Raw genomic sequence first — 25,899 nt, forward strand, 5'->3', positions numbered from 1 at the left:
ACAATAACAGTAAGTTATTGTAATTAAAGTTTAAATGGAGGATTTATGATAAGAATAGCAATTTGCGATGATGATGATGTTATACTAGGCTGCGTATGCAATAAAGTAAAAGCGGCTACTGATAAGCTTAAGATTGAGGTTGACATAAAGACTTTTGTAGATGCAAATATGCTGCTTAGAGATACAAATCAGGGAAATGAACTTGATATACTTTTTTTAGATATAGATATGCCTAAAATGAGCGGATTTGAAACAGCTGAAATTATAAGAAGCTTTAATAAGGAGGTAATTATAATATTTTTAACTTCAATGGAAGAGCTAGTATATGAGTCTTTTAAGTACAAGCCTTTTAGGTATATACGTAAAAGAAAATTAGACAAAGAGCTTCAGGAAGCATTAAGTGAAGCTATATTAGCTGTACAAGAAAACAGCGTTATGTACCAATACATATTTAAGACAGAATATGGTGAGGTAAAGTTTAATATTGAGGATATTTTGTATATTGAGTGCGTTAACAGAAAAGTATTCCTTAAGACAAAGGAAGAATATTACGGTATAATTGGTGTTCAATTTAGCGAATTAGTTACTGAATTTATAAATAAGGATTTTGTTATGCTTCATAGAACGTGTATTGTTAATCTTAAATGTATCTTTAGTATTGGGAAAATTGATATAACCTTGGATACTGGGCAGAAGCTGCCAATGAGCAGATACAAGGCTACCGAGGTGAAAAAAGCTTTCACCTTATTTGCGAGGTGATAATATTGGAACTTTTTAGCTGGAACTTACTTGAGTATATTTTTAGCTTAATTGAATGTGCTCTATTCTTTTACTTTCTATCAATGATATTAAGGAAAAGGTTTAATAGCGCTGCTAATACTCTGCTTGTTGTTTTATATTTTATTATTAATTCGTTTTTGTCAAAAAATCTCCCTTTCTCTAATGGCAAGCTTATGGTGATAGTTTTGATATCTATGTTATTTGCTATAGTCATATACAGAGGAAGTGTTAAAAGCAAAATGATTCTAACCCTTGTCTTTTTTATGCTCCTTGTATTATGTGATGTACTTACAGCAAATATATTAGGAATTATAATGAAGCTTAACATACAAGAAGTTATTTTTACTGAAGAATGGTTTAGGGTGTTCTTATTTTGTTTATCAAAGATGGTTTTATTATTTATATTAAAGTTTGTACATCATTTTATAGGTCATGATAAGCTTCATATTCCATTAAAGTATTGGTATATGATGATGAGCATCTTTATAATTTCATTAATAATACTGATGGTTATTGGAGAAATAGGAGTATCAACCCCTTACTATTCACATAAACCTGTTTATTTTGTAGTAACCTGCAGTGGGATTTTGGTAATAAACGTATTTGTTCAATATATTTTTATACAACTTAGCAGATATTACGAAAAGGAGCAGACTTATAATATTATTAAAGTAAGAAATGAGTCTATGGAAAAGTACTATTTGGACAGGGAACAAGTTTATAAAGAAACCCGCAAGCTTGGTCATGATTTCAAAAATCATATGTTTTGCATAAAAGCTCTTATAGATAGTAATAAAATTGAAGAAGCTAAAAAATATATTGAGGAAGTAAATGAAATTGCCTCGATAAATTCTAATTTAATTCGAAGCGGTAATGATATTGTAGATGCCATATTGAATCAAAAATCAGAACAAGCATCAAAGTTAGGTGTAAATATGGACGTAGCTGCAGCCGTTCCAAAGGAGATAGATATAAAACCTATGGATTTGTGTGCAATTTTAGCTAATGTTATTGACAATGCCCTTGAAGCTGCCATGAAGATCAATGAAGGGAATGAACGAAAAGTAAAAGTTAAAATTAATCCCTATAAAGACTATTTGCTCATTTTAGTTTCAAATACTTCTAATGTGAATCCGCTGCTGGAACCACATAAATTTAAGACTACAAAAGAAGATAGTAAAAATCATGGTTTAGGAACTAAAATAATCAAAAGTATAGTTGAAAAATATAGTGGTTCTGTTGAATACGATTATGATAGTAATGTATTTACAGTGAAGATTCTATTAAAGATTTAGAGCTGATTTACCATTCGGTAGGAAAAACATACCATTCGGTAGGAAAACAACATAAAAGCTTTTAAATATGTTATGCTTTTGGCAATAAAAGAGACAAGCTAAGACAGCTCTTGCCAAGGGGATAACATTTTTTTATTACATGCTAAACAACTATTAAAGAGGGGTTATAAATTATGAAAAAGTCTATCTTTGAGTCTAAGCTATTCAAAAAGATTATTGTTATAATTATTTCTATTTCTATTCCTTTGATTCTTATTGTACCAATTATGTTAATTGAACTTTTTACTAAGATGCTTAGTAAATAAAGTTATTTAGAGGAAGTTATCATCTAATTGAAAGAAGGTGGACAAGTGTTAACAAATATTGCTGAAGACATAACAATTGTTTTATTAAGAAATAAAATTATAGATATGGATGACAGGGACATTTACATATATGGACTGCAAGTTATATTATCGACTTTGATTGTTACGGGAAGCTTATTAACTTTAGGCATAATATTTCATGAAATACCTCTAACCTTAGGGTTTATGCTTACATTTATATCCTTAAGAACCTATACTGGCGGATACCATGCCAATAAATTCAATAGCTGCTTTACTATATCTATGACAATATATTTAGGTCAGCTGCTTCTAAGCTATATTGTGCCTAATGACTTAAAAATAACTGTGGGGATTTCTTGCGTAATTATTTCTTCGCTAATTATATATAAATTGTCTCCTATAGAACACAAAAACAATCCATTATCACAAAACGAAAAGACTAAGTACAGAAAAATCAGTAGGATAATAATTGCAATTATATTTTTCTTCACTCTACTAGGACTTTATTTTAACAAGTCCGCAGTTGATTTTTATTTTATGGTTAGCTTAACTGTGATGGCTGTAGCCATTCTTATGTTAATTTCACTTTTGAAGGGAGGTGTACAAGATGAACAAGGAAAAGATATTGAAAGTAGTTGCTAAACTAACTAGAAAAATTGCTTCAACAGCAAATTCAAGCGTTTCAACCTACTATGTGTATCAGCCTGAGGTGCCCAAGAAATTAAAGAAGTAAAGTTTGTCGGTAAATATATTAATGTTATGAACTGTTTATAATCTATTTCTACGAGTTCGAATGTGAATCCCACATTGACTTAGCTTTTTAAAGGGGTATTTTATTTTAATACCCCATTTTAGCATATCTAAAATTTGTTGATAAGGCTGTAAGCCGCATAATTACTACATATTCTTATATTTATTTGTTCTTATATTTAAATACTTAAATGTTTATCTATTTATTTAATAGCTGAATAGTTGGCTATTAATGAGATAGAAACAATAAACTTTAATAACAGTTCAACAAGACTAATCAAAACAGATCTTCAATACAGACTAGGTATTGAAGGTCTTTTTATTTATTTTAAACATTAATGTTTTACTTTGCTATTAGTTTGTGGCATAATAAAAAGGTTGAAGAATTATGTGGTTTTATGTAGTTTTATAAAATAGATTTTATAGCTTACGAAGGAGTGGAACATATGAAAAAAGGCTTTGATCATGAGAAGTATCTAGAGGAACAATCCAAGTTTATATTAGAAAGAGTTAACAACTACGATAAGCTTTATATAGAGTTCGGGGGAAAGCTATTATTTGATCTTCATGCAAAAAGAGTTTTACCTGGTTTTGATGAAAATGCGAAGATAAAGGTCCTTCATCAGCTAAAGGATAAGCTTGAAGTAGTTATATGTGTATATGCTGGTGATATTGAAAGAAACAAAATAAGAGGTGACTTTGGCATCACTTATGATATGGATGTTTTAAGACTTATAGATGATTTAAGAAGCTATGACCTTGATGTAAACAGTGTTGTTATAACAAGATATGATGGTCAGCCAGCTGCAACAATATTTATTAATAAGCTTGAAAGAAGAGGAATAAAGGTTTATAAGCATAAGTCTATTCCTGGATATCCTATGGACGTTGATACTATAGTAAGTGACGAGGGTTATGGTTCAAATCCATATATTGAAACAACAAAGCCAATAGTTGTAGTGACTGCGCCAGGGCCTGGAAGTGGAAAGCTAGCTACTTGTTTAAGCCAGCTATATCATGAGAACAAAAGAGGAATTGCTGCAGGTTACTCAAAATATGAAACTTTCCCTGTGTGGAATGTTCCTCTAAAGCATCCTTTAAATATAGCTTATGAAGCTGCTACGGTAGATTTAAAGGATGTTAACATGATAGATTCCTTCCACTTTGATGCTTATAATGAGGTATCTGTAAACTATAATCGTGATATAGAGACCTTCCCTGTTTTAAAGAGAATTATTGAAAAGATTACAGGAAAAGAATCTGTTTATAAATCCCCAACAGATATGGGAGTTAACAGAGTAGGTTTTGGTATTGTTGATGATGAGATAATTAAAGAAGCTTCAAAACAAGAAATAATTAGAAGATACTTCAAGGTGGGCTGTGAATATAAGAAAGGTTATGTTGATAAGGAAACCTATCAGAGAATAAAGCTTATTTTAGATGAGTTAAAATTAAAGCAAGAAGATAGAAGAGTTGTTATGCCTGCTAGGGAACGTTCAGCAGAGTTAAAGAAGGCTTGTGGCAGCAACGACCCTTGTCCTGTAGTAGCCTTAGAGCTTCATGATGGAACAATTCTAACAGGAAAAAGCTCAGAAGTAATGGATGCAACTGCTGCTGTAGTTATAAATGCAGTTAAGTACTTGGCAAATATAGCAGACGACATGCATTTAATTTCTCCTGTTATACTTGGACCAATTAGTAACTTAAAATCTAAAGACTTAGGAAGCAGAAATACTGCATTAAGCTGCGAAGAGGTATTAATTGCGCTAAGCATATGTGCTGCAACAAATCCAATGGCAGAAGCAGCACTAGGAAAACTTTCTCTTTTAAAGAGCTGTCAGGCTCACTCAACTACTATACTTAGCAGACACGATGAAGAAACCTTTAGAAAATTGGATATTGATATAACTAGCGATCCGGAATATCCTTCTGAAAATCTTTACTATAGCAATTAATATAAATTAAAAGCGTTAAATGTATGAAAAGCCAAAGTGCTGTGCATATATTTAACGCTTAAATTTTTTTATAAATTTGATAAAATTTTAGTAAAATAACTATTGAAAAAATTAATAAAATTCAGTAAAATATAAATAAGTAAATAATGTAATATTTTAACATGATTTATTTTAAAGAAGAGATGACTGTGGGGGGAATGAATGTGAGGGAATTAAAGGTATGGGAAAATATAAACATCAATCATATTAATAGATTGAATAGCAGAACTTATTTTAATTCATATGTGAATAGGGAAAGCGCATTATTAAATGAAAAAAAATACAGTAAAGCATATAAACTGTTGAATGGAATGTGGAATTTTTTATATTTGGAGGCGCCAGAATATTCTCCTAAAGGATTCTATGAAGAAAATCATGATTGTTCATCCTGGGATAATATTGAGGTACCAGGCAACTGGCAGCTGCAGGGCTATGGAAAAATGCATTACTCTGATGTATGGTACAACTTTCCTATAAGGCCACCGTATGTGCCAACAGAAAATCCAACAGGAATATATAGAAGAGAGTTTTATATAGATGAAGCCTGGCTTAATAAGAGAATAGTGTTGAGATTTAATGGAGTAGACTCAGCCTTTAATCTTTGGGTTAATGGAAGAGAGGTTGGATACAGCAAAGGAGCCAGGCTAACTTCTGAGTTTGATGTAACCGATTACGTAAAGTTGGGCAAGAATAATTGTACTGTGAGAGTATATCAATGGTCGGACGGCACATATTTAGAAGATCAGGATATGTGGTGGCTTAGCGGAATATTCAGAGATGTTGAGCTTTTCGCTGAACCTATAACCGGGGTAGAAGATACCTACATAATTGCAGATATTGATGACAGCTATAATGATGGAAAGTTAACTGTAGATACAGCTTTAAGAAATGTTAGCGATAATGAGGCAAGCATGTATTCTATATGCTATGAACTTATAGATGATAAAAACAATCAATTATTTTTAGAAGAGCAGCAGGTGACAAAACAAAAGTTAAGGTTTGAAAAAGTAGTGCCTAATCCTCTAAAGTGGTCTGCAGAGGAGCCTAACCTTTATACTTTGATTATAACCTTTAAGGAGAATGATGAAATAAAGCAGGTAATACCTCAGAAGATAGGGTTTAGAAGGATAGAGCTAAAGGAAGATAAATTTTTAGTAAATGGAGTTGCAATTAAGCTGAAAGGTGTTAATAGGCATGATTTTAATCCTGTTAATGGAAGGGTAGTATCTAGAGAAGAAATAGAAGAAGATATTAAGCTTATGAAGCAGCACAATATCAATGCTGTTAGAACTTCCCATTATCCTAATTCTCCGTACTTATACGATTTGTGTGATCAGCATGGAATGTATGTTATGGATGAAACTGACTTAGAATGCCACGGCTTTGAGTTAACTAATGATTATAAGTGGATTACGGATGACCCAAGCTGGCAGCTTTCATATGTAAGCAGAATTGAAAGAATGATTGAAAGAGATAAAAATCATCCAAGTATTATAATGTGGTCACTAGGCAATGAGTCCTGCTTTGGAACTAATTTTAAAGCAATGGCTAAAGCTGCTAGAGAAATTGATTCTACAAGGCTTATTCACTATGAAGGCGATAGAGAGGCTGAAGTGGCTGACGTTTATTCTACTATGTACACTTGGCTTGAGCATGAAAATCCAAATAGATTGACTATGGAAAAAATAATTGATAACTCGAAAAAGCCGCATATAATCTGTGAGTATTGCCACGCTATGGGAAATGGACCTGGAAATTTGAAAGAGTACCAAAATTTGTTCTATGCTCACGATAAGCTTCAGGGTGGGTTTATATGGGAGTGGTTTGATCACGGCATAGAGAGTTTTGGAGAGGCTGGAGATAAGTATTACAGCTATGGAGGAGATTTTGGAGATGATCCGACTAATAAGAATTTCTGTATAGATGGTTTGCTTATGCCGGATAGAACTCCTTCACCTGGACTTCTTGAATATAAGAAGGTTATTGAGCCGATCCATACTAATCCAGAAGATTTAGTGCTGGGAAAAATTAAGGTAATAAATAGATATGACTTTGTTGCACTCAAGTATGTTGATATGTTTTATTCCATCGTGAAGGATGATCAAGTTATATATACCGGAAAAGAGGATATAAGCTTCATAATGCCTAGAGATGAGAAAGTAATCCAGCTTGGTTATAACAAGGAGCTCTCAGAAGAGTTGAATGGTAGTTACTACCTAAATATATCCTACAAGCTTAACAAAGATTTAAGCTGGGCTAAATGTGGTCATGAAGTTGCAACTGCTCAGTTCAAATTACCATCAAAAGAAGAAATTATAAAGGTAAAGCCTCAAGGAAAGCTTCAGCTTTTGGAGGAAGATTACAGGCTGCTTGTAAGAGGAGCGGATTTTAAAATCTGTTTTGATAAAGTAAGAGGTACTATGCTTTGGGCTGAAAAGGATGGATACAAAATTATAAATAAAGGACCACAGCTCAATTTTTGGAGAGCACCTATTGACAATGATATGTACCTTTTGGAGGACTATTACAACAAGTATTTTATGCATCTTATGAAGGAAAGCCTAGAGGAATTCTACTTTGAAGATAGAGGAAGCCATGTATATATTCGTGCTAATACTGTTAACGGAAGTACAAATAGCGCATGGTATTATGATTCTTGTTATGAATATAAGATATATCCAAGCGGGGATATATTGTTTGAGGTTTGTGGAACACCATGCGGAAGAATTGAAAATGCCCCAGCAATGCTTCCAAGAATAGGGGTAAAACTTGGATTAAATAAGCAATGCTTTGCTGCTAGATGGAGTGGAAGGGGCCCTGGAGAGTCCTATTCAGATTCCAAGCAATGCAACCTTTATGGAATTTATGAAAAGAATATAGATGAGCTGTTTACAAGCTATGTAAAGCCGCAAGAGAATGGAAACAGAACCGATTGTAAATGGGTGAGGCTTATAAGCGATAGAGGCATGGGAATCATGGCGGTAGCAAAGGAAAAGTTTGATTTTAGTGCTATGTACTATGAGGCTGAGGATTTAGAAAGAGCAAAGCACACTATAGATTTAGAAAAGAGGGACTATATAAATCTGAATTTAGACTATAAGCAAAATGGTTTAGGAAGCAATTCCTGCGGTCAAAATCAACTTGAAAAATATAGATGCAAATTTGAACCCTTTAGAATTTCTATGAAGCTATCACTTTACAATAATAAGGAAGTATCAGATATTTCACTAGCTAAAGAAGTTATTTGCGATTAGGATAAACCGTTTGTTAATTTGTTTATTTGCATCATAAAACCAATGATGCATTAAAATATTAATTTTATTAAAAGGGGGACTATTAATGAAAACCAGACGAATGCTATCGCTTACTCTTGGTGCTTTGTTAACTATGACTGCTGTTGTGGGGTGTAACAAAACTAAACCAACCCAAGGTGAAAATGAACCCGGTAAAGGTGAAAAGAAAAATATATCAATAAAGTATTGGGTTCCATTTACTCCTAATCAACTTATAAAAAGCTTGAATGAAAGTGAAATGTATAAAGAGCTGGAAAAGAGAACTGGAGTACATGTGGATTTTATACATCCAGCTGAAGGGCAAGAACTTGAGCAGTTTAATATCCTTGTAAATTCAAAGGAGCTTCCAGATGTTATACAGACTTATGCTGGGGAGTATAAAGGCGGTATAGATAAGGCTATAGAAGATGGCGTTTATTTAAGGTTAAATGAGCTTATAGATAAATATGCTCCAAATTATAAAAAGCTTTTAGAGAATGACCCGGAATTAGCAAGACAAGTAACTACAGACAAAGGAAATATATATACTTTTCCTATAGTTCGTGAAGATAAAGATGAACCAGCATGGTGGGGGCCGGTTGTTCGTAAGGATTGGCTTGATGAACTAGGCTTGAAGGAGCCTGCAACCATAGATGAATGGTATAACGTGCTAAAGCAATTTAAAGAAAAGAAAAATGCTCAAGCACCTTTAATAATAAGCAAAAAGGGAATAGACCCTTATGGAACTATAGTAAGTGCCTTTGATATTGGACCTTATTTTTACAAGAAAAACAATGTGGTGAAATATGGACCTATGGAAGCAAACTTCAAGGAATACCTTACAACAATGAATAAGTGGTATAACGAAGGACTAATTGATAAAGATTTTGCAACCCGTGATAAAAAGAGTAGAGAATCTGTAATAACTTCAGGAAAAGCTGGTGCATTCTTAACAGAATACGCACTTGTGGATCAATATGCAGCTGCTATAAAAGGAACAGATCCTAAGGCTGTATTTGCACCTACAGTACAACCTTCTTTAAAGCCAGGTGAAAATGTAAATTATAGAGTAGTAAATGATGCAAATGGTGGTTACGAGGCGGTTATAACAACAGCCTGCAAAAATCCAGAAGAAGTTGTTAAGTGGTTTGATTATGCTTATGGCAAAGAAGGTTATATGCTGTTTAACTATGGAATTGAAGGCACAAGCTATACTATGGTCGATGGAAAGCCAAAATTCACAGATATAATGACTAAAAATCCTGATGGTCTTGATTTCTGGGCAGTATGTAATAAATACAAGCTGGAGGTTGGACCATACCTAAGAGACTACAAAGCTGTTCCTGAGTTTACAAGCTTTGATAAGGATGCTATGAATAAGTGGACTAAGGCTGGAGCTGATTATGTAATTCCTCCTGTAACACTTACTCCTGAAGAAAATGAAAGGTATTCTGAAATTATGGGAGATATAGATACTTATAGAGACGAAATGGTATTAAAATTTATAACCGGAAAAGAGCCAATCAGCAAGTTTGACAGCTACGTAGAGCAGCTTAAGAAGATGAAAATTGAAGAAGCAATTAAAATTTATCAAGCAGCTCTTGGAAGATACAATAACAGAAAAGTGAAGTAGGGGTAATAAATTCTGAAGAAGGCGTTGCCTTCTTCAGAACTAATCTGTTAGAAGACTAATAGTTAGGGGGAGCAGCATTGTGGCAGAATTAAAGACTAATAGGAAAACTATTAATAGAAAAAATACCAGTATTTGGAATAAGGTTCACAAGGATTTTAGGCTTAATAAGTATGTATATATGATGGCGATACCGATGATATTGTATTTTATACTATTTCACTATATCCCTATGTATGGCGTTACCATAGCCTTTAAAAGTTTTAATACTAGGCTTGGCATACTTCATAGTCCATGGGTAGGCTTTAAACATTTTAAATCATTTTTCGATAGTATGTATTTTGCTAGAACAGTTAAAAATACAGCTTTAATCAGCTTTTATTCACTTATGAGTGGATTCCCTGCAGCTGTTATTTTAGCACTTTTGCTAAACGAAATAAGGCTTGATAAGTTTAAGAGATGTGTTCAAACAGTTACCTATTTACCACACTTTATATCTTTAGTTGTAATATGTGGTATGATAATAGATTTTACATCAACAGATGGATTAATTAATTCAATACTTGTAGGTTTTGGGGTGGAGCCTGTTAATTGGCTTACAAAGCCTGAATGGTTTAGAACAATATATATTGGTTCTGGTGTTTGGCAGAGCATAGGCTGGGATAGCATTATTTACTTAGCTGCACTAGCCGGAATTGATCCAACCTTATATGAAGCTGCTACAGTAGACGGAGCTGGAAGATGGAAGCAGCTTTTGCACGTTACTCTACCTGGTATAGCTCCTACAATTGTAGTAATGCTGATACTTAATATAGGCGGGCTTATGAGTGTTGGTTCAGAGAAAATTATTCTATTGTACAACCCTATGACCTGGGAAACCTCAGACGTAATATCCAGCTATGTTTACAGAAAGGGACTTATTGGAGCAGATTACAGCTTTAGTACTGCTGTAGGTCTTCTTGAATCTCTGATAGGTTTTGTGCTTTTAATCTTGGCTAATAAGTTCAGTAAAAAGATTTCTGAAACAAGTTTATGGTGAGGTGAGTTAAGGTATGATTATTAAAAGAAGTGCCGGAGAGAAAGTCTTTGATATATTCAATGTTTTATTTATGGTTATATTAATGATTGCCTGTGCTTATCCGCTTTTATATGTATTGTTTGCTTCTCTAAGTGATCCTTATAGGCTTATGCAGCATAGGGGAATTCTTCTGAAACCTTTAGGATTTACACTCAGCGGATACGCACTAGTATTTAAAAATCCAAGTATTATAACAGGTTTTTTAAATACATTATTTTATGTTGTAGTTGGTGTAAGCATAAACTTATTATTAACCTGCATGTCTGCTTATGTTTTATCTAGAAAAAACCTACTTTTTGGAAAGCCTTTAATGCTTATGGTAACTATAACAATGTTTTTTAGCGGTGGGCTTATTCCTTTCTTTCTACAGGTACAAAGACTTGGACTTATAGACAGTAGATTGGCAATTATACTTCCATCAGCTTTATCTGTATGGAATCTTATTGTAATGAGGACTGCCTTTAGAAGCATACCAGAAAGTCTTATAGAGTCAGCGAAGATAGATGGAGCTAATGACTTTACAATATTATTTAGGATAGTAATCCCGGTATCAAAGGCTACTTTGGCAGTTATTGCTTTATTTTACGCTGTTGGACAGTGGAACTCCTGGTTTAACGCAATGATTTTTTTAAGGGATAGAAGTAAATATCCTCTGCAGCTTATACTAAGAGAAATTTTAATTTCTAATGAAACAAGAGAAATGATGAATCTTCCTAAGGGTTCAGCACAATTTATTAAAGCAGATGCTTATAAAACTTTAATAAAATATAGTACTGTAATTGTTTCTACAATTCCTATATTATGTGCTTATCCGTTTTTACAAAAGTATTTTGTTAAGGGTGTTATGATAGGCTCTATTAAAGAATAGGAAGAGTAAGGCTACTATAAGTTTTAAAAGAATATTGGATAATGCTGAAGATATTAAGTCGCAGAAATGATATTTGGTAAAACTATATTCCTTGAAATGAAAAAGGAGTCCAATGTATAAACTTTAGCTAATCAGCAGTAAGAATCTATTTGCTCGGTATAAAATATTTACAAAAAACAATAGCAAATAGCATTATTTCGATTAATTGTGTATTATATACTTATGGCTGATAAAAAAGGTTGCTGCAATTTAAAAAGCATTATAAGTCATTAGGAGGGTTTTATTATAAATGGCTACTATTAAGGAAATAGCTGAAAAAGCTGGGGTATCATTGGCTACGGTTTCCAGAGTTTTAAACTACGATGATACATTAAACGTATCAGATACAACTAAAAAAAGAATATTTGAAATTGCACAGGAAATGGAATATGTTACAACTAAAAATAGAAAAAGCAAAAAGGTTTTATACCAAGTTTGCATTGTTAAAGGATATTCGGAAAAGGAAGAACTAGAAGATACCTATTATTTATCCATCAGACTTTCCGTAGAAAAAGCTCTAAAAGAAGAGAATATAGATTATGTTGTGATGGCTAAAGATGAACTGATAAGTGAAAAACTAAGAACTGCTGACGGGGTATTAGCTATTGGGGTTTTCTCAAATAAGGAGGTAGAAAACCTTAAAACATTCAATAGCGATATAATATTTGTAGACAGTGATCCTGATGATGAAGATTTTGACTGTGTAGTGATTAGTATGAGAAAAGTAGTTAATAAAGTTTTGAGTTACTTGATTTCTCTTGGGCATAATGAGATTGGGTACATCGGAGGCATAGACAGCTTTAATGGAGAAGAAGAAAAGTATATAGATTATAGAGAACGCTGGTTTAGGGAATATATGAAAGAAAAGGGTACCCTAAACGAGAATTATGTTAAGGTAGGAAGTTTCACACCTTCCAGCGGATATGAATTAATGAAAAAGATTTTAGATTCAGGGGATTTCCCTAGGGCTTTTTTCGTTGCTAATGATTCTATGGCTATTGGAGCATATAGAGCAGTTATGGAAAAAGGTCTTGTGATTCCTGATGATATAAGCATTATAGGATGTAACGACATATCAACTGCTCAATTTATTGTTCCACCATTGACTACAGTGAAGATAAATACTAATTATATTGGTGAAACTGCCGTTGAGCTGCTAGTAGAAAGAATAAAGTCTGGTAGAAAAGCAAGTAAAAAGATAGTATTGCCTACTTCGCTGGTAGTTAGGGAAAGCTGCAAGAGTATCCTTTAAATAGAGGTTTTATAAAGTTTAAAGTAAGAAGCTAAGTTGATAGAAATATCAACTTAGCTTCTTACTTTAAACTGGAAATTAATTAGTGTTGACAAATATTTTTATAAAACATATAATGAACGTAGTTCATATAGAACTATTAATTATGAAATTTTAGGAGGATTTAATTATGTTAATTTCTGCAATAATTACTATAACTGCAGCACTTGTTTTTTATACTATCGGAGTATGGAGTGAAAAAATACAAGGTGAATTGAAGAAATGGCACTTAGGTATATTCTGGGCTGGCTTGGTATTTGACACTGTAGGAACAACCATTATGAGTAAGATTGCAAGTGGAGGCTTCAAATTAAACTTCCATGGTATAACAGGTTTATTAGCAATTCTTTTGATGCTTTTCCATGCAGCATGGGCTACGGTGGTTTTAGTTAAAAATGATACAAAAGCTAAAAAGGACTTCCATAAGTTTAGTATTATTGTATGGCTTATCTGGCTAGTACCTTTTATATCTGGTGCAGTTTTCGGTATGTCAAGATAAAAATAAATAAAGAAAAAATCTCCTAAATTACTGTATTAAGAGTAATTCAGGGGATTTTTGTTTTATATAATGCCAATTGAAATCTAGCTATGAAATCCTATATCCTCCTATGGTTAAAACAAGGGTGCTTTTGAATGAGGCGTTACATCCTTAAAAATATAATTTCTAATATGTTCTTTGGTAGCTTCAATTCCTGGCCTTGGGACTAAATACCACACTCCTTTTATTATTTCTCCCTTACAGTAGCCATCTAGAGGAAAACGTTGCTGTTCCACATTAGTTATGCCTGTTGAAATTATCTGTGTTCCTAGCTTTAAAATGTCAGAATTGGATAAGCTTGTCTCAATTAATGGAAAAATTTCTGAAGCTAGAGAATGATATTTAACTACCCCGCTTGCTTGAGCTTTATTTATAAGCTGGGTTAAGACAATTCTTTGCCTTGAGGTTCTCTCAAAGTCTCCTCCGCCAATTTTTCTTATTCTGCAATAGGCCACTGCTTGAATTCCATTTAAATTTTGAGTTCCGGATTGTTTTATAAGTACTGGAGCTTTTTTCTGAAGGTTTGCAGCTTCTTCAACTCTAAAGTTTAGTTCCTTAAGCTCATTGGCTTTTATATCTACAGTTACACCTCCAAGTACATCTATGGCCTTTTCTAGAGTAAAAAAATCTACTGTTGCATAATCTCTTATATTAAGTCCAAAATTTTCGTTAAGAGTTCTTAAAGCAAGCTGTGGACCGCCAAAAGCATAGGCGTCAGATAGTTTGCTGCTTCCGTGTCCCTTTATACGGACATAAGTGTCTCTCATAATTGATGAAAGCTTAATCTTTTTATTTTGTGGATCTATGGTAGCGATTATTATAGAGTCTGAATGAGGAACATCATATTTATCTCTGCCTGTGTCTATGCCGAAAAGCGCAATGCTTCGAATTTGGTTATTGATGCTTGTATCGTATTCGTTAAGTATGCTTTGTTGATTAATTATCTCGGGCTTTTGCTCTTTTGGATTTTCTTCAGTTACCCTAACAATTTTATCTTCGGGTTCCATATCAATAGATTCAGGTTTTATGTTTATTCCTAGGTCTTCGTCAGTTTTTGATATTTTAACGTTTTTTATTTTGTTTATTTGACTATATGCATATATACCCGAGGATGTTGCAAAAGCTATAAACAATAACGCAGTAATAAATAATATCTTTTTTAGTTTCATTAGTTAATCACCCCATGATTATTTTGCGTATAAAAGTCTCTACTGATACAAGGAATATTAATTGAAAATTATGGGAATTATGATATTATTTATATTAAGTATATTGTTAAAGTTTTAATAAATTAACGTGCCTTATATAAAGGAGGATAAATATGAATAATATAGAGAACTTACTAAATATAAAAAAACAAAGTGAAAAAGGTGGTGGGGATTCGAAGATTGAGGCTCAACATAATTTAAGCAAGCTAACTGCCAGAGAGAGGATTGGTGTTTTGCTTGATAGGGGAAGTTTTATAGAAACAGGTTCTTTAGTTGAAAAAAATGGTGGAGGGGTAATAACTGGATATGGAACTATTGATGGAAGGCTTGTATATGTCTTTAGTCAGGATTATACAGTAGAAGGTGGAAGCATAAACGAGGCTAATAGCAATAAAATAGTTAGAATAATGAACATGGCTATTAAGATGGGCGCTCCTATAATTCAGATTTTTGACTCTGTAGGCGCTAGAATCGATAGTGGTATGGATGCTTTGGGGGCATACGGATGCATCATTAGAAAGAATGCAGAGCTTTCGGGTGTCGTCCCACAGATAGCTGTTATAGCAGGAGCATGCACTGGTCTTGCAGCTGTAAGTGCAGCAATGAGTGATTTTACAATAATGGTTGAAAAATCAGGAGAGCTTTATATAAGTTCACCAGAGAGATTAAGCAGCAAGGAAGTAAAGTATGTAGATTTAGATATGTATGGTGATGCTATAGGTACAAGTAAAAATGGAACTGCGCAACTTACTGCAAAGGATGATAAAGAAGCTTTAGAGGTAGTTAGAAGAATCATGTCCTACATACCTTTAAATAATCTTGAACTTTCACCAGTTTACAGCAGTGAGGTGTTAAGTGTTCCTGAAAGTCGGTTAGATGAAATTGCAAAAGAAGAAAATTATGATATATACGAAATTGTAAATTTATTAGGTGACAAGGATAGCCTTCTTGAGATAAATGGAAACTTTAGACCTGAGGTTTTGACAGGGTTAGTTAAAATAAATGGATTAACTGTTGGAGTTATGGCAAGTGATAAAATAGAGAATAATGAAGGTATTTGTATAAGGGCTTTAGATAAGCTTACTAAGTTTGTTAAGCTATGCAGCTGCTTTAATATTCCTATATTAAGCCTTGTAGATACTAAAGGCTTTATTGTTAGTCTTGATGAAGAAAAGAGAGGCTTAGCTTTAGCGGTTTCAAAGCTTATTTATGCATTAGCGGAGTCTAAAGTGCCTAAATTGTCATTAATTATAGGAGAAGCATATGGAAGCGCTTATATAGTGCTTGCCAGCAAGGAAGCAGCATTTGATGTTACTTTTGCATGGCCGGGTGCAAAAATTGCTGTAAGTGAACCAGAAGCGCTTATAATGGCACTTCACAAAGAAGAAATCTTGCAGGCTAATAATCCAAAAGCAATGGAAGCCGAGATAATTAAGAAATACAAAGCTCAAATAACAAATCCGTATATTGCAGCAGAAAAAGGATACATAGATGATATGATTCTTCCTTCTGAGTCTAGGATAAGAATATTTGGGGTACTAGACATGCTTCAGAGCAAAAGGGAGATTGGTTATCCTAAAAAGCATGGGAGTGTTTTAGTATAAAGGAGAGTGTTATTATGGGAGGATTTTTTAATAGTTCGCTAGGTATAGCAGCATTAGTAGTTATAGTTCTTGTAATAATTTATTTTGTGAGTCCTAAACCAAAGCGCAATGAAAATGAAGAAGATAATCACGAAAAGCAAATTGCTGTATCAAGCATTCCTACAGCAAAGGAAGAAACTGCAGCAAAGCAGAAAGAGTTGGAACTTGTCGCGGCTATTATGGGGGCGTTATCTGCTTATTTAGAGGTGCCAGCTTCAAGTCTTATAATAAGAAGCATTAAAAGAGTAGATGGAAACAATTCTGTTTGGCGAGAACATGGATTAGAGTAATAATAGTAAAGATAGGAGTGTAATATTGAAATGAAAAAATATTATGTAACGGTGAATGGAAATAGATACGAAGTTGAAGTTGAAGAGGTTAAAAACAATTTTGATAATATGAATGAACCTGCTCCTCAGGCTCAACAGTCTCAAGCACAGCCAGCTGCTTCGACAGCATCTTCTGCAGCAACAAAAAAAACACAATCTAAGAATACTCCATCTGAAGGAGAGAAGATAAACTGTCCAATGCCGGGGACTATAGTGAACATTAACATTAAAGAAGGAGATTCTATTAAGAAAGGTGATTTGCTGTTTGTATTAGAAGCAATGAAAATGGAGAATGAAATTGTATCACCTGTGGATGGTACTGTAGCAAGTATAGCTGTAACTAAAGGAGAAACTGTTAATACAGAAGATTTACTAGCTGTTATTGAATAGATAAAAATTATAAGTAAAGTGCACTGCACTTTACTTATAATTTTACTTGACAAATTTAATATGAGGTTTACAATATAACCGTGCTAAATGAAGTTATAATAATTGATGTGTGATTTTGAGGAATACAGGAGGGTTTAAATTGATTTTAGTTTTAGATGTTGGAAATACAAATATAGTTCTTGGAGCCTATGAAGGAAAGGAATTAATCGCTGACTGGAGATTGGCTACAGACCATAAGAGGACAGCTGATGAATATGGAATACAAGTTACTCAGCTTTTCATGCAAAAGAATATCAGCCTTTCAAAGGTTGAAGGAGTAATAATATCTTCTGTTGTTCCTAATATTATGTATACTATTGAACATATGGTGAGAAAATATTTTAACAAAACAGCCATAGTTGTTGGTCCTGGAATTAAGACAGGCATAAATGTGAAGTATGATAATCCGAAGGAAGTAGGAGCAGATAGAATTGTTAATGCAGTAGCTGCTCATGAGATGTATCCCAATAGGCCACTTATATTAATCGATTTTGGTACAGCCACAACTTTTTGCGCTATAACTAGAAACGGTGACTATTTAGGGGGGACCATATGCCCAGGTATAAAGATTTCTGCAGAAGCCTTATTTGAAAAGGCTGCAAAGCTTCCAAGAGTTGAACTTGTAAAAACACCTGGAGTTATATGCAAAAACACAGTAAACAGTATGCAGGCGGGTATCATTTATGGCTATACTGGGTCTGTGGACTTTATAGTTGAAAAGATGAAAAAGGAAATGGAAGCCTATGGCGAGGTTTCTCCAATGGTTATTGCGACCGGAGGTTTAGCAACTTTAATAAGCAAAGATTCAAAGCATATAGAGAAGGTTATACATTACTTAACATTAGAAGGGTTAAGAATAATATACGATAAGAATAGAGAACAGGTGGTTTAATGAAGATAGCAAACCTAAAATTTAATAATAATGTTTTTTTGGCGCCTATGGCTGGAGTAACAGATATAGCCTTTAGAGGACTTTGTGTTGAAATGGGCTGCGGACTTGTATACACAGAGATGGTAAGCGCAAAAGGGCTTTACTATGGAAGCGAAAATACAGAGGAACTACTAAGGGTCTCCGAGGAAGAAAAACCTGTAGCTGTCCAGATATTTGGAAGCGAACCGCTTATAATGGCAAAGGCTTGCGACCATTTTAATAATAATGACGATATATGTATAATTGACATAAACATGGGCTGCCCTGTTTCTAAGATAGTAAAAAATGGGGAAGGCTCAGCATTAATGAGAAACCCAAAGCTTGCTGCAGAAATAGTTAGTGAAGTTAAAAAGGCTTCATCCAAACCTGTTACTGTTAAATTTAGAAAAGGCTTTAATGATAGAGAAATTAATGCTGTAGATTTTGCAAAAGCGATGGAGCAGGCTGGAGTGGATGCAATTGCGGTTCATGGAAGAACTAGAGAGCAAATGTATGAAGGTAAAGCGGATTGGGATATAATAAGGCAAGTAAAAGAAGCAGTAAAAGTTCCCGTAATAGGAAATGGTGATGTATTTTCTGTAGAGGCGGCTAAGAAAATAGTGGAGCAAACAAAATGCGACGGCATCATGGTAGCCAGAGGGGCTCAAGGAAATCCATGGCTTTTCAAGCAGATTAATCAAGCACTAAAGGGGGAAGAGGTAATCTACCCAACTGATGATGAAGTTATAGATATGTGTATAAGACACTTAAAACTAGCTATTCATTATTATGGAGAAGCAAGAGCAGTCAGAGAAATGAGAAAACATATTTCTTGGTACATCAAAGGTATGAAAAACTGCACAGATGTAAAAAATCTAATTAACACAGAAAAAAGTATAGAAGGTGTGTACAGAATACTTTACGATTATAAAGAGATTCTTAAGCAATAACTACAGCTGCAATATATTTTCTTATCTTATTATGCTACATGAGTAATTTTTATTGTTATTTTGAATATAATAGCACTGTAAATAAGCTTAATGAGGATGCGTATGAATCCCGTTATATATGTAAGCACTGATATTAAGAAAGCGTATCAAGACTACAGTTTTCTTGGAAAAATAAAAGACAGAGTTAGAATAAATGTGGAGGGGGAGAGCTTTATAGAGGAGCTTAAACTAAAAGTTGCTCGTATAAAACTCCCTCCTAATTTTAATGAAAAGGCTTATGAAAGAAATATTTCTGTCACACAGAAATATTTTAGAAAAAAAAGCTCTGTTATTGCTCCAAAAACCTTTAGGTATCTTGATTATAATTTACTAAATGATTTTCAAAAGAGGCTGTTTGCTTATGGGATAATAAATAGTATAAAACTAATATTAAGAACTAGTCAGAAAAGTATTAAATCATCATGCATTGTTATATTTGATGCTGAAGATGATATTAACTACAGTATTATATGCGAACTTGCAAAAGAATGCGGGTACTTCATCTTATTATCAGGCAATCTGAGCAAGACAAGCAATTTAAGTGACTACATTATGGCTAACTTTGGAGTTTCGCCTATTGTAACCTCTGATTATAATTATGCAATGAGCAAAGCCGACTTTGTGATAAGCTCGAGAAATATAGATGTTATTAAGCCTATTTGGTACATAAATAACTTTTATCTACCCAATACATCTGATGCTATAGTAGTAAATGATATAAGCTTTGCTGTTCCATGGAAGACTGATGGCCTTGAGTTTAGCTTTGAGCTTCTCGGTGCTGTACTTAGTCAAATGGAAGAAAAAGATATTGAGAAGGCACTTAAGTATAATGGGGTTTATTTAGATAGGATTAAGTTTAATGAATTAACGCTAAATAATGAGTAACTTTAAAATTACAAAGCAAGGCTGTTACTTATTGACACAACAGAAATGCTGTTTTATAATATGTACTTAATGAATTAGCTTGTTTACTTATGTAAAGCATTAAATATATAGGGAATTATAATACATTTGAAGGGGAGAAAAAAATGAGTGATTCAAAAAAATTTTTGATGACTTATGAAGGCGTAAAAAAATTAGAAGAAGAATTAGAGTATCTTAAGACTATAAAAAGAGTTGAGATAAAAGAAAAAATCAAGGTAGCACGCGGCTATGGAGACCTAAGCGAAAATGCTGAATACGACGAAGCTAAGAATGAACAAGCTTTCGTTGAAGGAAGAATAGCACAGCTTGAAAACATGCTTAGAAATGCTTCAGTAGTCGATGAAGCAGATATTTCTACTGATAAGGTAAGTGTAGGTTCAAAGGTTAAAGTTAAAGACTTTGAATTCGATGAAGAGTTGGAGCTTTTAATAGTTGGTTCAGCTGAAGCAAATCCAATGGAAAGTAAGATTTCTAACGAATCACCAGTTGGAAAAGCTCTAATTGGAAGAAAAGTTGGGGAAATCGTGGAAGTTCCAGTACCAGATGGAGTTAATAAGTACGAAATTCTTGAAATAAAGAGTGCGTAATTAGTTAATAATGCTTAAAAGTGAAAGTATAATAAGCTTTCACTTTTAAGCGCATAAACGAAACGGAGGGTTATTAAGTGGCTAATGATGAATTAAATTTAGAACAACAGACTGCCGAGTTTAACGAGCAGATTAGAATCAGAAGACAAAAACTCGCAGATTTACAGACAGCAGGCAAGGACCCATTTGATGTTTATAAGGTGAACAGGACACATACTTCAAAAGAAATCAAGGACAACTTTGAAGCTCTTGAGAATCAAACCGTTACAGTTGCAGGAAGACTTATGTCCAAAAGAGTTCAGGGTAAGGCTGGTTTCTCACATATTCAGGATAGATATGGAAGACTTCAAATATACATAAAAATTGACGATGTTGGAGAAGAAAACCTTAAGGAATTTAAGACTTTTGACTTAGGAGACTGGATAAGTGTTACTGGTTTTGTATTCAAAACAAAGACAGGAGAAACTTCTGTACACGTTAAAGAATTCCAGCTTATATCAAAGTCTTTAAAACCACTTCCAGACAAGTGGCATGGACTTAAGGATCCAGATTTAAGATATAGACAAAGAGAAGTTGACCTTATAATGAACGAAGATGTAAGGGAAACTTTTATAAAGAGAACTCAGATAATAAGATATGTTAGAGAGTTTCTTGACAACAGAGGCTATCTTGAGGCTGAAACTCCAATACTTTCACCAATAGCAGGCGGAGCAGCTGCAAGACCTTTCACAACTCACCACAATGCTCTTGATATAGATATGTATCTAAGAATAGCTACAGAGCTATATTTAAAGAGACTTATAGTTGGCGGTTTTGAAAAAGTTTATGACATGGGCAAGAACTTCAGAAACGAAGGTATTGATATAAGACACAACCCGGAGTTCACTATGATAGAGTTATACGAAGCTTATGCTGACTACAACGATATGATGGAGCTTATGGAAAACCTAGTTGCTTACGTTTGCCAAAAGGTAAACGGAACTACAAAGGTTATGTATCAAGGAACTGAAATAGACTTAACTCCACCATGGAGAAGAATATCAATGGTAGATGCAGTTAAGGAATATGCTGGAATAGACTTTAGTGCAGTTAAGACTGATGAAGAAGCTCAAGCCATAGCTAAGGAAAAGCATCTTGAATTCAAGAAGGAAATAAAGGATTGTACAAAGGCGGATGTATTAAATGGCTTATTTGAAGAATTTGCTGAGCATCACTTTATACAACCAACCTTCCTTATAGATTACCCTGTAGAAATTTCTCCTTTAACTAAAAAGAAGAGAGGAAATGCAGACTTTACTGAAAGATTCGAAGGTTTTATCTATGGAAGAGAAGTATGTAATGCTTACTCAGAGCTTAACGATCCGATAGTTCAGAGAGACAGGTTCGAGCAGCAGGCTAAGGAAAGAGAGCTTGGTGACGACGAAGCTTACATGATTGATGAGGAATTTATGAGCGCTCTTGAAACAGGTATGCCTCCAACAGGCGGACTTGGAATAGGTATAGATAGAATAGTAATGTTCTTAACTGATGCTGTATCTATTAGAGACGTACTATTATTCCCAACAATGAAACCAAATCAACAATAGTAATAGGCAAAGTCTTAGTGACGGCTAATGAAATAGCTGTCACTGAGACTTTTTATTATAAATATTAGATTTGTGCAAAAATAGTAAATACATAGTATAATTTAAACAATAAATGAGAATTATGAGATATTTGTCTTGAGTGATAAAAATGAAAAATTAAAGACGCGATATCTATAGTATTAGTAATTACATATGAAATATTTAGAATAAAAGAAATAAAAATCAATAATTTTTATGTATAGAATAAATTACAACAAGTGGAATTACGGTGTGTAGGGGGTAAAAAGATATGTTTGATACGCATATGCATACAAACTTTTCAACTGATTCTAAAATGACTATAGAAGCTGCAATAAGGAAGGCTTCAGAGTTAGACATAGGTATTATTACAACTGAGCACATGGACCTAAACTTTCCAGATAAAAATCAGTTTATATTCGATCCTGATCAATACTTTAACGAATATTCAAAGTATAGAAGTGATAGGGTTTTATTAGGTATTGAGTTAGGGATGATAACTAATCAGGTAGAGGAAAATAGAAAAGTTATTGAAAGCTATCCTTTTGATTATGTTATTGGCTCTGTTCACCTTGTAGATAATATGGATGTGCTTGATAAGAATTTTTATATAAATCGAAGTAAAAAAGATTCTTACGAGCATTATTTTAGATATATGCTGGATTGTATAAAAACTCACAGTTTTGTTGATAGCATAGGGCACATTGATTATATTTCAAGGTATGCAGTGTATGAGGACAAGGAAATTTACTACGAAGACTTTTCTGAATACATTGATGAGGTTTTAAAGGCTGTTATTAGTGCTGACAAGGCGCTGGAATTAAATACAAGAAGGCTCGGAAACAATGATGCGATAAATAATCTAACAAAGATATATAAAAGGTTTTATGAACTGGGTGGAAGAATGATAACTGTGGGGTCTGATTCACACTATGAGAACTCTATAGGCTTTAACTTTGATATGGCTAAAGTGATTGCTGAAAACTGCAAGCTTAAAATTGTCTATTTCAAGGAGAGAAAGCCTGAATTTGTGTAAAAAAGAAGTTAAGCAATGAATACTTTGATGATAAGGCAACTGGTTGTAAGCTAGTTGCCTTTTTAGTTCGCCCAGCATAGGATACAGCTTGATGGAGAAAGCCCGCTGCAGGGGTTGGCAACACCAAGTGCTAGCTTACGACAAGGATGTCCACCATGAGCGTAAAGCTGAAAGCAAAATTCTGTGCTGAGGACTACGAACCCCATATAAGTCTACTTATTTATGGTGAGTTTGATAAACAAAACAAAGTCCAATTCTATCTGAAGGATTAACGTAAAATAATTATTTTTCTTCTATTCGATTTATATAACAATCATAGCTAAATTGCAAGATAATTAATAAAGCGATAATTATTAAAACAAACTTTTATAATTTCAATGAGATTTCAACATAAAGTATCTTGTTTAGACATATATAGTATGATATAATTTCTCCGTATGTGTATTTTTGTGATTAATTTAACATTGATTTAGGCCTACCATAGGATATGAGTAGCGTAAAAAGGAAATAGGAGAGGATACAACAGTTTGAATTGCTGTGTCTCAGGAAACTCAAGAGACACAAGAGTTAAGAGGTCATAAATGCAGGGGAGAAAGTATTATGAGTAATAAAACAGACTTAGGTAACACTTTAAAGCTTGGTTATTTTAAAAGGTTAGGGACAAAGATAACATTTACATTCTTGATTCTATCCGTAATAATGATAACATCTTTATCCACATTGCTATATGGAATAAGCAGCAGTATCATATCTAAGAATATGGCAGAAAAAGCTGCCAGCATAGCTAAAGGTGCTTTGGAATATATTGATGTTAAAGAATTTCAACAGCTTAAAACTGTTGAGGATGAAAAGAAAGCCTCTTATATAAACATGAGAGAAAGTCTTTCGAAGGTAAGAAAAATAAGCGGTTCAAAGTATGTCTACACTATGAGAAAAACTGATGATGGAAAGTTCATGTATGTAGTTGATGGGTCGGATGAAGAAGGTCTGTCTCACATAGGTGATTTAGATAAGTCCAGTGTAGGCTATGATGTAGCTTATTCCGGCAAGGTTTTTACAGATACAAAGATGAGAAACGAAGGCCAGTGGGGAATTGTTATAAGTTCATATTATCCAATAAAGGATAATGATACGGTTATAGGTTTTATTGGTGTGGATTATGATGTTGAAAATATGTACAAGGGTCTTCAGAGACTTAAAACCTTAGCTGTATTTATAGCTTTTGGCGCAAGCTTTATTATTGCAATTTGCGGGCGAATGATGGCTTTATACATAACGAGACCAATTATTAAAATAGTTGGTATAGCTAACAAGGTATCAAATAATGATTTGCAAGTAGAGGCTCTTACGGTTAAAGACCATACTGAACTAGGAATTTTATCAGCGTCCTTTAACAAAATGATTGAGAACATCAAGAATGTGCTGTTAAGTATTCAAAACTCATCTGAGGAGTTGGCGGCAGCTTCACATATAATAGCTAGGTCAGCTGAAGAAACTGGTGCTTCTAGTGAAAGTATAGCAACAAATGTAGGAGAAATTGCTGCCGGCAGTTCTGACCAGGCAGAAGAGGCAACTAGAGGCTATGAACTTGCAAATGATTTGTCAAAAAAGGTGCATGAAATATCTGACAGATTACATTTAGCTAATACGAACACAACTATTATGAAGGAAAAAATGAATTAGGCAGTACTTCCATAAGCAACCTTGAGAAAAGCTTTGGACAATACTCAAACTTAGCATTAAACATAGCTGACAAGGTTGAAGGGTTATCTGCTGCATCTGCTTCTATAAATAATATACTGCAGACAATTACAGTTATTGCAGAGCAGACAAACTTACTGGCATTAAATGCCGCTATAGAAGCTGCAAGAGCAGGTGAACATGGAAGAGGTTTTGCTGTCGTATCTGAAGAAGTAAGGAAACTCGCTGAGCAGGCAGCTTTATCTGCTAAGGAAATTCAGCAGATAGTAAATGAGGTTTCTTATAGCATTGCAGATATAAGTAAAGCAACATATGAGTCTAAGACTCTTATTAGTAGTGTTAAAACTGCAATAGAAACCTCAAGAGAAGCATTAAATGGAATAAATGTCACGGTAAATGATACAGTAAACGAAATAAAATATCTGGATAAGGATATAAAAGAAATTGATCATTTAAGAATTAATGTGCTAAGCTCTGTTGAAAGTATAGCTTCTATAGCTCAGCACTCTGCTGCAGCAACTGAAGAAATAAGTGCCTCGGCAGAGGAACAGTCTAAAGCAATGGAAGAAATAGTAGCTTCGGTTGAAAGGCTGGATAATATGATTAATAATGTTGTAAGCAGTATAAAACAATACAAATTTTAATATAAATATTTGGACTTAACTATAGTAGTAGTGA

The 25,899-nt window shown here is 33.7% G+C and carries 24 protein-coding genes and 1 pseudogene; 24 read left to right on the forward strand and 1 reads right to left on the reverse strand.

Annotation, left to right across the window (positions count from 1 at the left end; translation table 11 throughout):
- Positions 1 to 45 precede the first annotated feature (45 nt).
- The 12 genes from NBE98_RS04960 to NBE98_RS05010 all read left to right on the forward strand — a co-directional run bounded on the left by NBE98_RS04960 (position 46) and on the right by NBE98_RS05010 (position 13,822).
- Entirely contained in the window at positions 46 to 759 is a 714-nt protein-coding gene (locus NBE98_RS04960; protein WP_250813193.1) for a LytR/AlgR family response regulator transcription factor, read from the forward strand.
- Positions 760 to 974: 215 nt separating this feature from the next.
- On the forward strand, positions 975 to 2,075 hold the full coding sequence (locus NBE98_RS04965) for a sensor histidine kinase (RefSeq protein ID WP_250817476.1): 1,101 nt from the start codon (positions 975 to 977) through the stop codon (positions 2,073 to 2,075).
- 173 nt (positions 2,076 to 2,248) lie between these two features.
- Positions 2,249 to 2,380: a hypothetical protein gene (locus NBE98_RS22395; RefSeq protein ID WP_284703601.1), complete on the forward strand. Its 132-nt coding sequence runs from the start codon at positions 2,249 to 2,251 to the stop codon at positions 2,378 to 2,380.
- A 27-nt stretch (positions 2,381 to 2,407) separates the two neighbouring features.
- Entirely contained in the window at positions 2,408 to 3,043 is a 636-nt protein-coding gene (locus NBE98_RS04970; RefSeq protein WP_250813195.1) for an accessory gene regulator B family protein, read from the forward strand.
- On the forward strand, positions 3,009 to 3,134 hold the full coding sequence (locus NBE98_RS04975; protein ID WP_250813196.1) for a cyclic lactone autoinducer peptide: 126 nt from the start codon (positions 3,009 to 3,011) through the stop codon (positions 3,132 to 3,134). Before NBE98_RS04970 ends, NBE98_RS04975 begins: the two co-directional genes overlap by 35 nt.
- Before the next feature lie 463 nt (positions 3,135 to 3,597).
- Positions 3,598 to 5,106 (forward strand): DUF1846 domain-containing protein, encoded by a 1,509-nt coding sequence (locus NBE98_RS04980; RefSeq protein ID WP_250813198.1) that lies wholly within the window; start codon positions 3,598 to 3,600, stop codon positions 5,104 to 5,106.
- 203 nt (positions 5,107 to 5,309) lie between these two features.
- Positions 5,310 to 8,399, forward strand: coding sequence for a beta-galactosidase subunit alpha (ebgA, locus tag NBE98_RS04985; RefSeq protein WP_250813200.1), 3,090 nt, complete (start codon positions 5,310 to 5,312; stop codon positions 8,397 to 8,399).
- Between the two features lie 85 nt (positions 8,400 to 8,484).
- A complete protein-coding gene (locus NBE98_RS04990) occupies positions 8,485 to 10,050 on the forward strand; it encodes an extracellular solute-binding protein (RefSeq protein WP_250813202.1) in 1,566 nt (521 codons plus the stop codon).
- A gap of 79 nt (positions 10,051 to 10,129) precedes the next feature.
- On the forward strand, positions 10,130 to 11,086 hold the full coding sequence (locus NBE98_RS04995) for an ABC transporter permease (protein ID WP_250813204.1): 957 nt from the start codon (positions 10,130 to 10,132) through the stop codon (positions 11,084 to 11,086).
- 13 nt (positions 11,087 to 11,099) lie between these two features.
- A complete protein-coding gene (locus tag NBE98_RS05000; RefSeq protein WP_250813206.1) occupies positions 11,100 to 11,993 on the forward strand; it encodes a carbohydrate ABC transporter permease in 894 nt (297 codons plus the stop codon).
- Between the two features lie 289 nt (positions 11,994 to 12,282).
- Complete coding sequence (locus NBE98_RS05005; RefSeq protein ID WP_250813208.1) at positions 12,283 to 13,284, forward strand: LacI family DNA-binding transcriptional regulator; 1,002 nt, start codon at positions 12,283 to 12,285, stop codon at positions 13,282 to 13,284.
- Positions 13,285 to 13,453: 169 nt separating this feature from the next.
- Positions 13,454 to 13,822 (forward strand): HsmA family protein, encoded by a 369-nt coding sequence (locus NBE98_RS05010; protein ID WP_250813210.1) that lies wholly within the window; start codon positions 13,454 to 13,456, stop codon positions 13,820 to 13,822.
- A gap of 113 nt (positions 13,823 to 13,935) precedes the next feature.
- Here NBE98_RS05010 and NBE98_RS05015 read toward each other — a convergent pair whose 3' ends face one another.
- On the reverse strand, positions 13,936 to 15,030 hold the full coding sequence (locus tag NBE98_RS05015) for an LCP family protein (RefSeq protein WP_250813212.1): 1,095 nt from the start codon (positions 15,028 to 15,030) through the stop codon (positions 13,936 to 13,938).
- A gap of 152 nt (positions 15,031 to 15,182) precedes the next feature.
- Here NBE98_RS05015 and NBE98_RS05020 point away from each other — a divergent pair, with 152 nt between their 5' ends.
- The 12 genes and pseudogenes from NBE98_RS05020 (at position 15,183) to NBE98_RS05075 (ending at position 25,865) form a co-directional block, all read left to right on the forward strand.
- On the forward strand, positions 15,183 to 16,673 hold the full coding sequence (locus tag NBE98_RS05020) for an acyl-CoA carboxylase subunit beta (RefSeq protein WP_250813214.1): 1,491 nt from the start codon (positions 15,183 to 15,185) through the stop codon (positions 16,671 to 16,673).
- Positions 16,674 to 16,687: 14 nt separating this feature from the next.
- A complete protein-coding gene (locus tag NBE98_RS05025) occupies positions 16,688 to 17,002 on the forward strand; it encodes a hypothetical protein (RefSeq protein ID WP_250813216.1) in 315 nt (104 codons plus the stop codon).
- Positions 17,003 to 17,032: 30 nt separating this feature from the next.
- Positions 17,033 to 17,431, forward strand: a complete 399-nt coding sequence (locus NBE98_RS05030) for a biotin/lipoyl-containing protein (protein WP_250813218.1) — start codon at positions 17,033 to 17,035, stop codon at positions 17,429 to 17,431.
- A 139-nt stretch (positions 17,432 to 17,570) separates the two neighbouring features.
- On the forward strand, positions 17,571 to 18,362 hold the full coding sequence (locus tag NBE98_RS05035; protein WP_250813220.1) for a type III pantothenate kinase: 792 nt from the start codon (positions 17,571 to 17,573) through the stop codon (positions 18,360 to 18,362).
- Positions 18,362 to 19,330, forward strand: coding sequence for a tRNA dihydrouridine synthase DusB (gene dusB, locus NBE98_RS05040; RefSeq protein ID WP_250813222.1), 969 nt, complete (start codon positions 18,362 to 18,364; stop codon positions 19,328 to 19,330). Before NBE98_RS05035 ends, dusB begins: the two co-directional genes overlap by 1 nt.
- Before the next feature lie 102 nt (positions 19,331 to 19,432).
- The gene (locus NBE98_RS05045; RefSeq protein WP_250813224.1) at positions 19,433 to 20,254 is read left to right on the forward strand and encodes a Rossmann-fold NAD(P)-binding domain-containing protein; all 822 of its coding nucleotides are present in this window, start codon (positions 19,433 to 19,435) and stop codon (positions 20,252 to 20,254) included.
- Positions 20,255 to 20,397: 143 nt separating this feature from the next.
- Positions 20,398 to 20,880, forward strand: a complete 483-nt coding sequence (greA, locus tag NBE98_RS05050) for a transcription elongation factor GreA (RefSeq protein WP_250813226.1) — start codon at positions 20,398 to 20,400, stop codon at positions 20,878 to 20,880.
- Positions 20,881 to 21,011: 131 nt separating this feature from the next.
- Positions 21,012 to 22,466, forward strand: a complete 1,455-nt coding sequence (lysS, locus tag NBE98_RS05055) for a lysine--tRNA ligase (protein ID WP_432432676.1) — start codon at positions 21,012 to 21,014, stop codon at positions 22,464 to 22,466.
- 289 nt (positions 22,467 to 22,755) lie between these two features.
- Positions 22,756 to 23,520: a histidinol phosphate phosphatase gene (locus NBE98_RS05060; protein ID WP_250813230.1), complete on the forward strand. Its 765-nt coding sequence runs from the start codon at positions 22,756 to 22,758 to the stop codon at positions 23,518 to 23,520.
- A 600-nt stretch (positions 23,521 to 24,120) separates the two neighbouring features.
- Positions 24,121 to 25,203 (forward strand): HAMP domain-containing protein, encoded by a 1,083-nt coding sequence (locus NBE98_RS05065; protein ID WP_250813232.1) that lies wholly within the window; start codon positions 24,121 to 24,123, stop codon positions 25,201 to 25,203.
- 116 nt (positions 25,204 to 25,319) lie between these two features.
- Positions 25,320 to 25,580 (forward strand): annotated as a pseudogene (locus tag NBE98_RS22580) (methyl-accepting chemotaxis protein); the annotation flags it as partial.
- A gap of 105 nt (positions 25,581 to 25,685) precedes the next feature.
- Positions 25,686 to 25,865: a hypothetical protein gene (locus NBE98_RS05075; protein ID WP_250813234.1), complete on the forward strand. Its 180-nt coding sequence runs from the start codon at positions 25,686 to 25,688 to the stop codon at positions 25,863 to 25,865.
- Positions 25,866 to 25,899: the final 34 nt, after the last annotated feature.

The organism is Clostridium swellfunianum, assembly GCF_023656515.1.
In the GTDB taxonomy this organism is placed as follows: Bacteria; Bacillota; Clostridia; order Clostridiales; family Clostridiaceae; genus Clostridium_AT; species Clostridium_AT swellfunianum.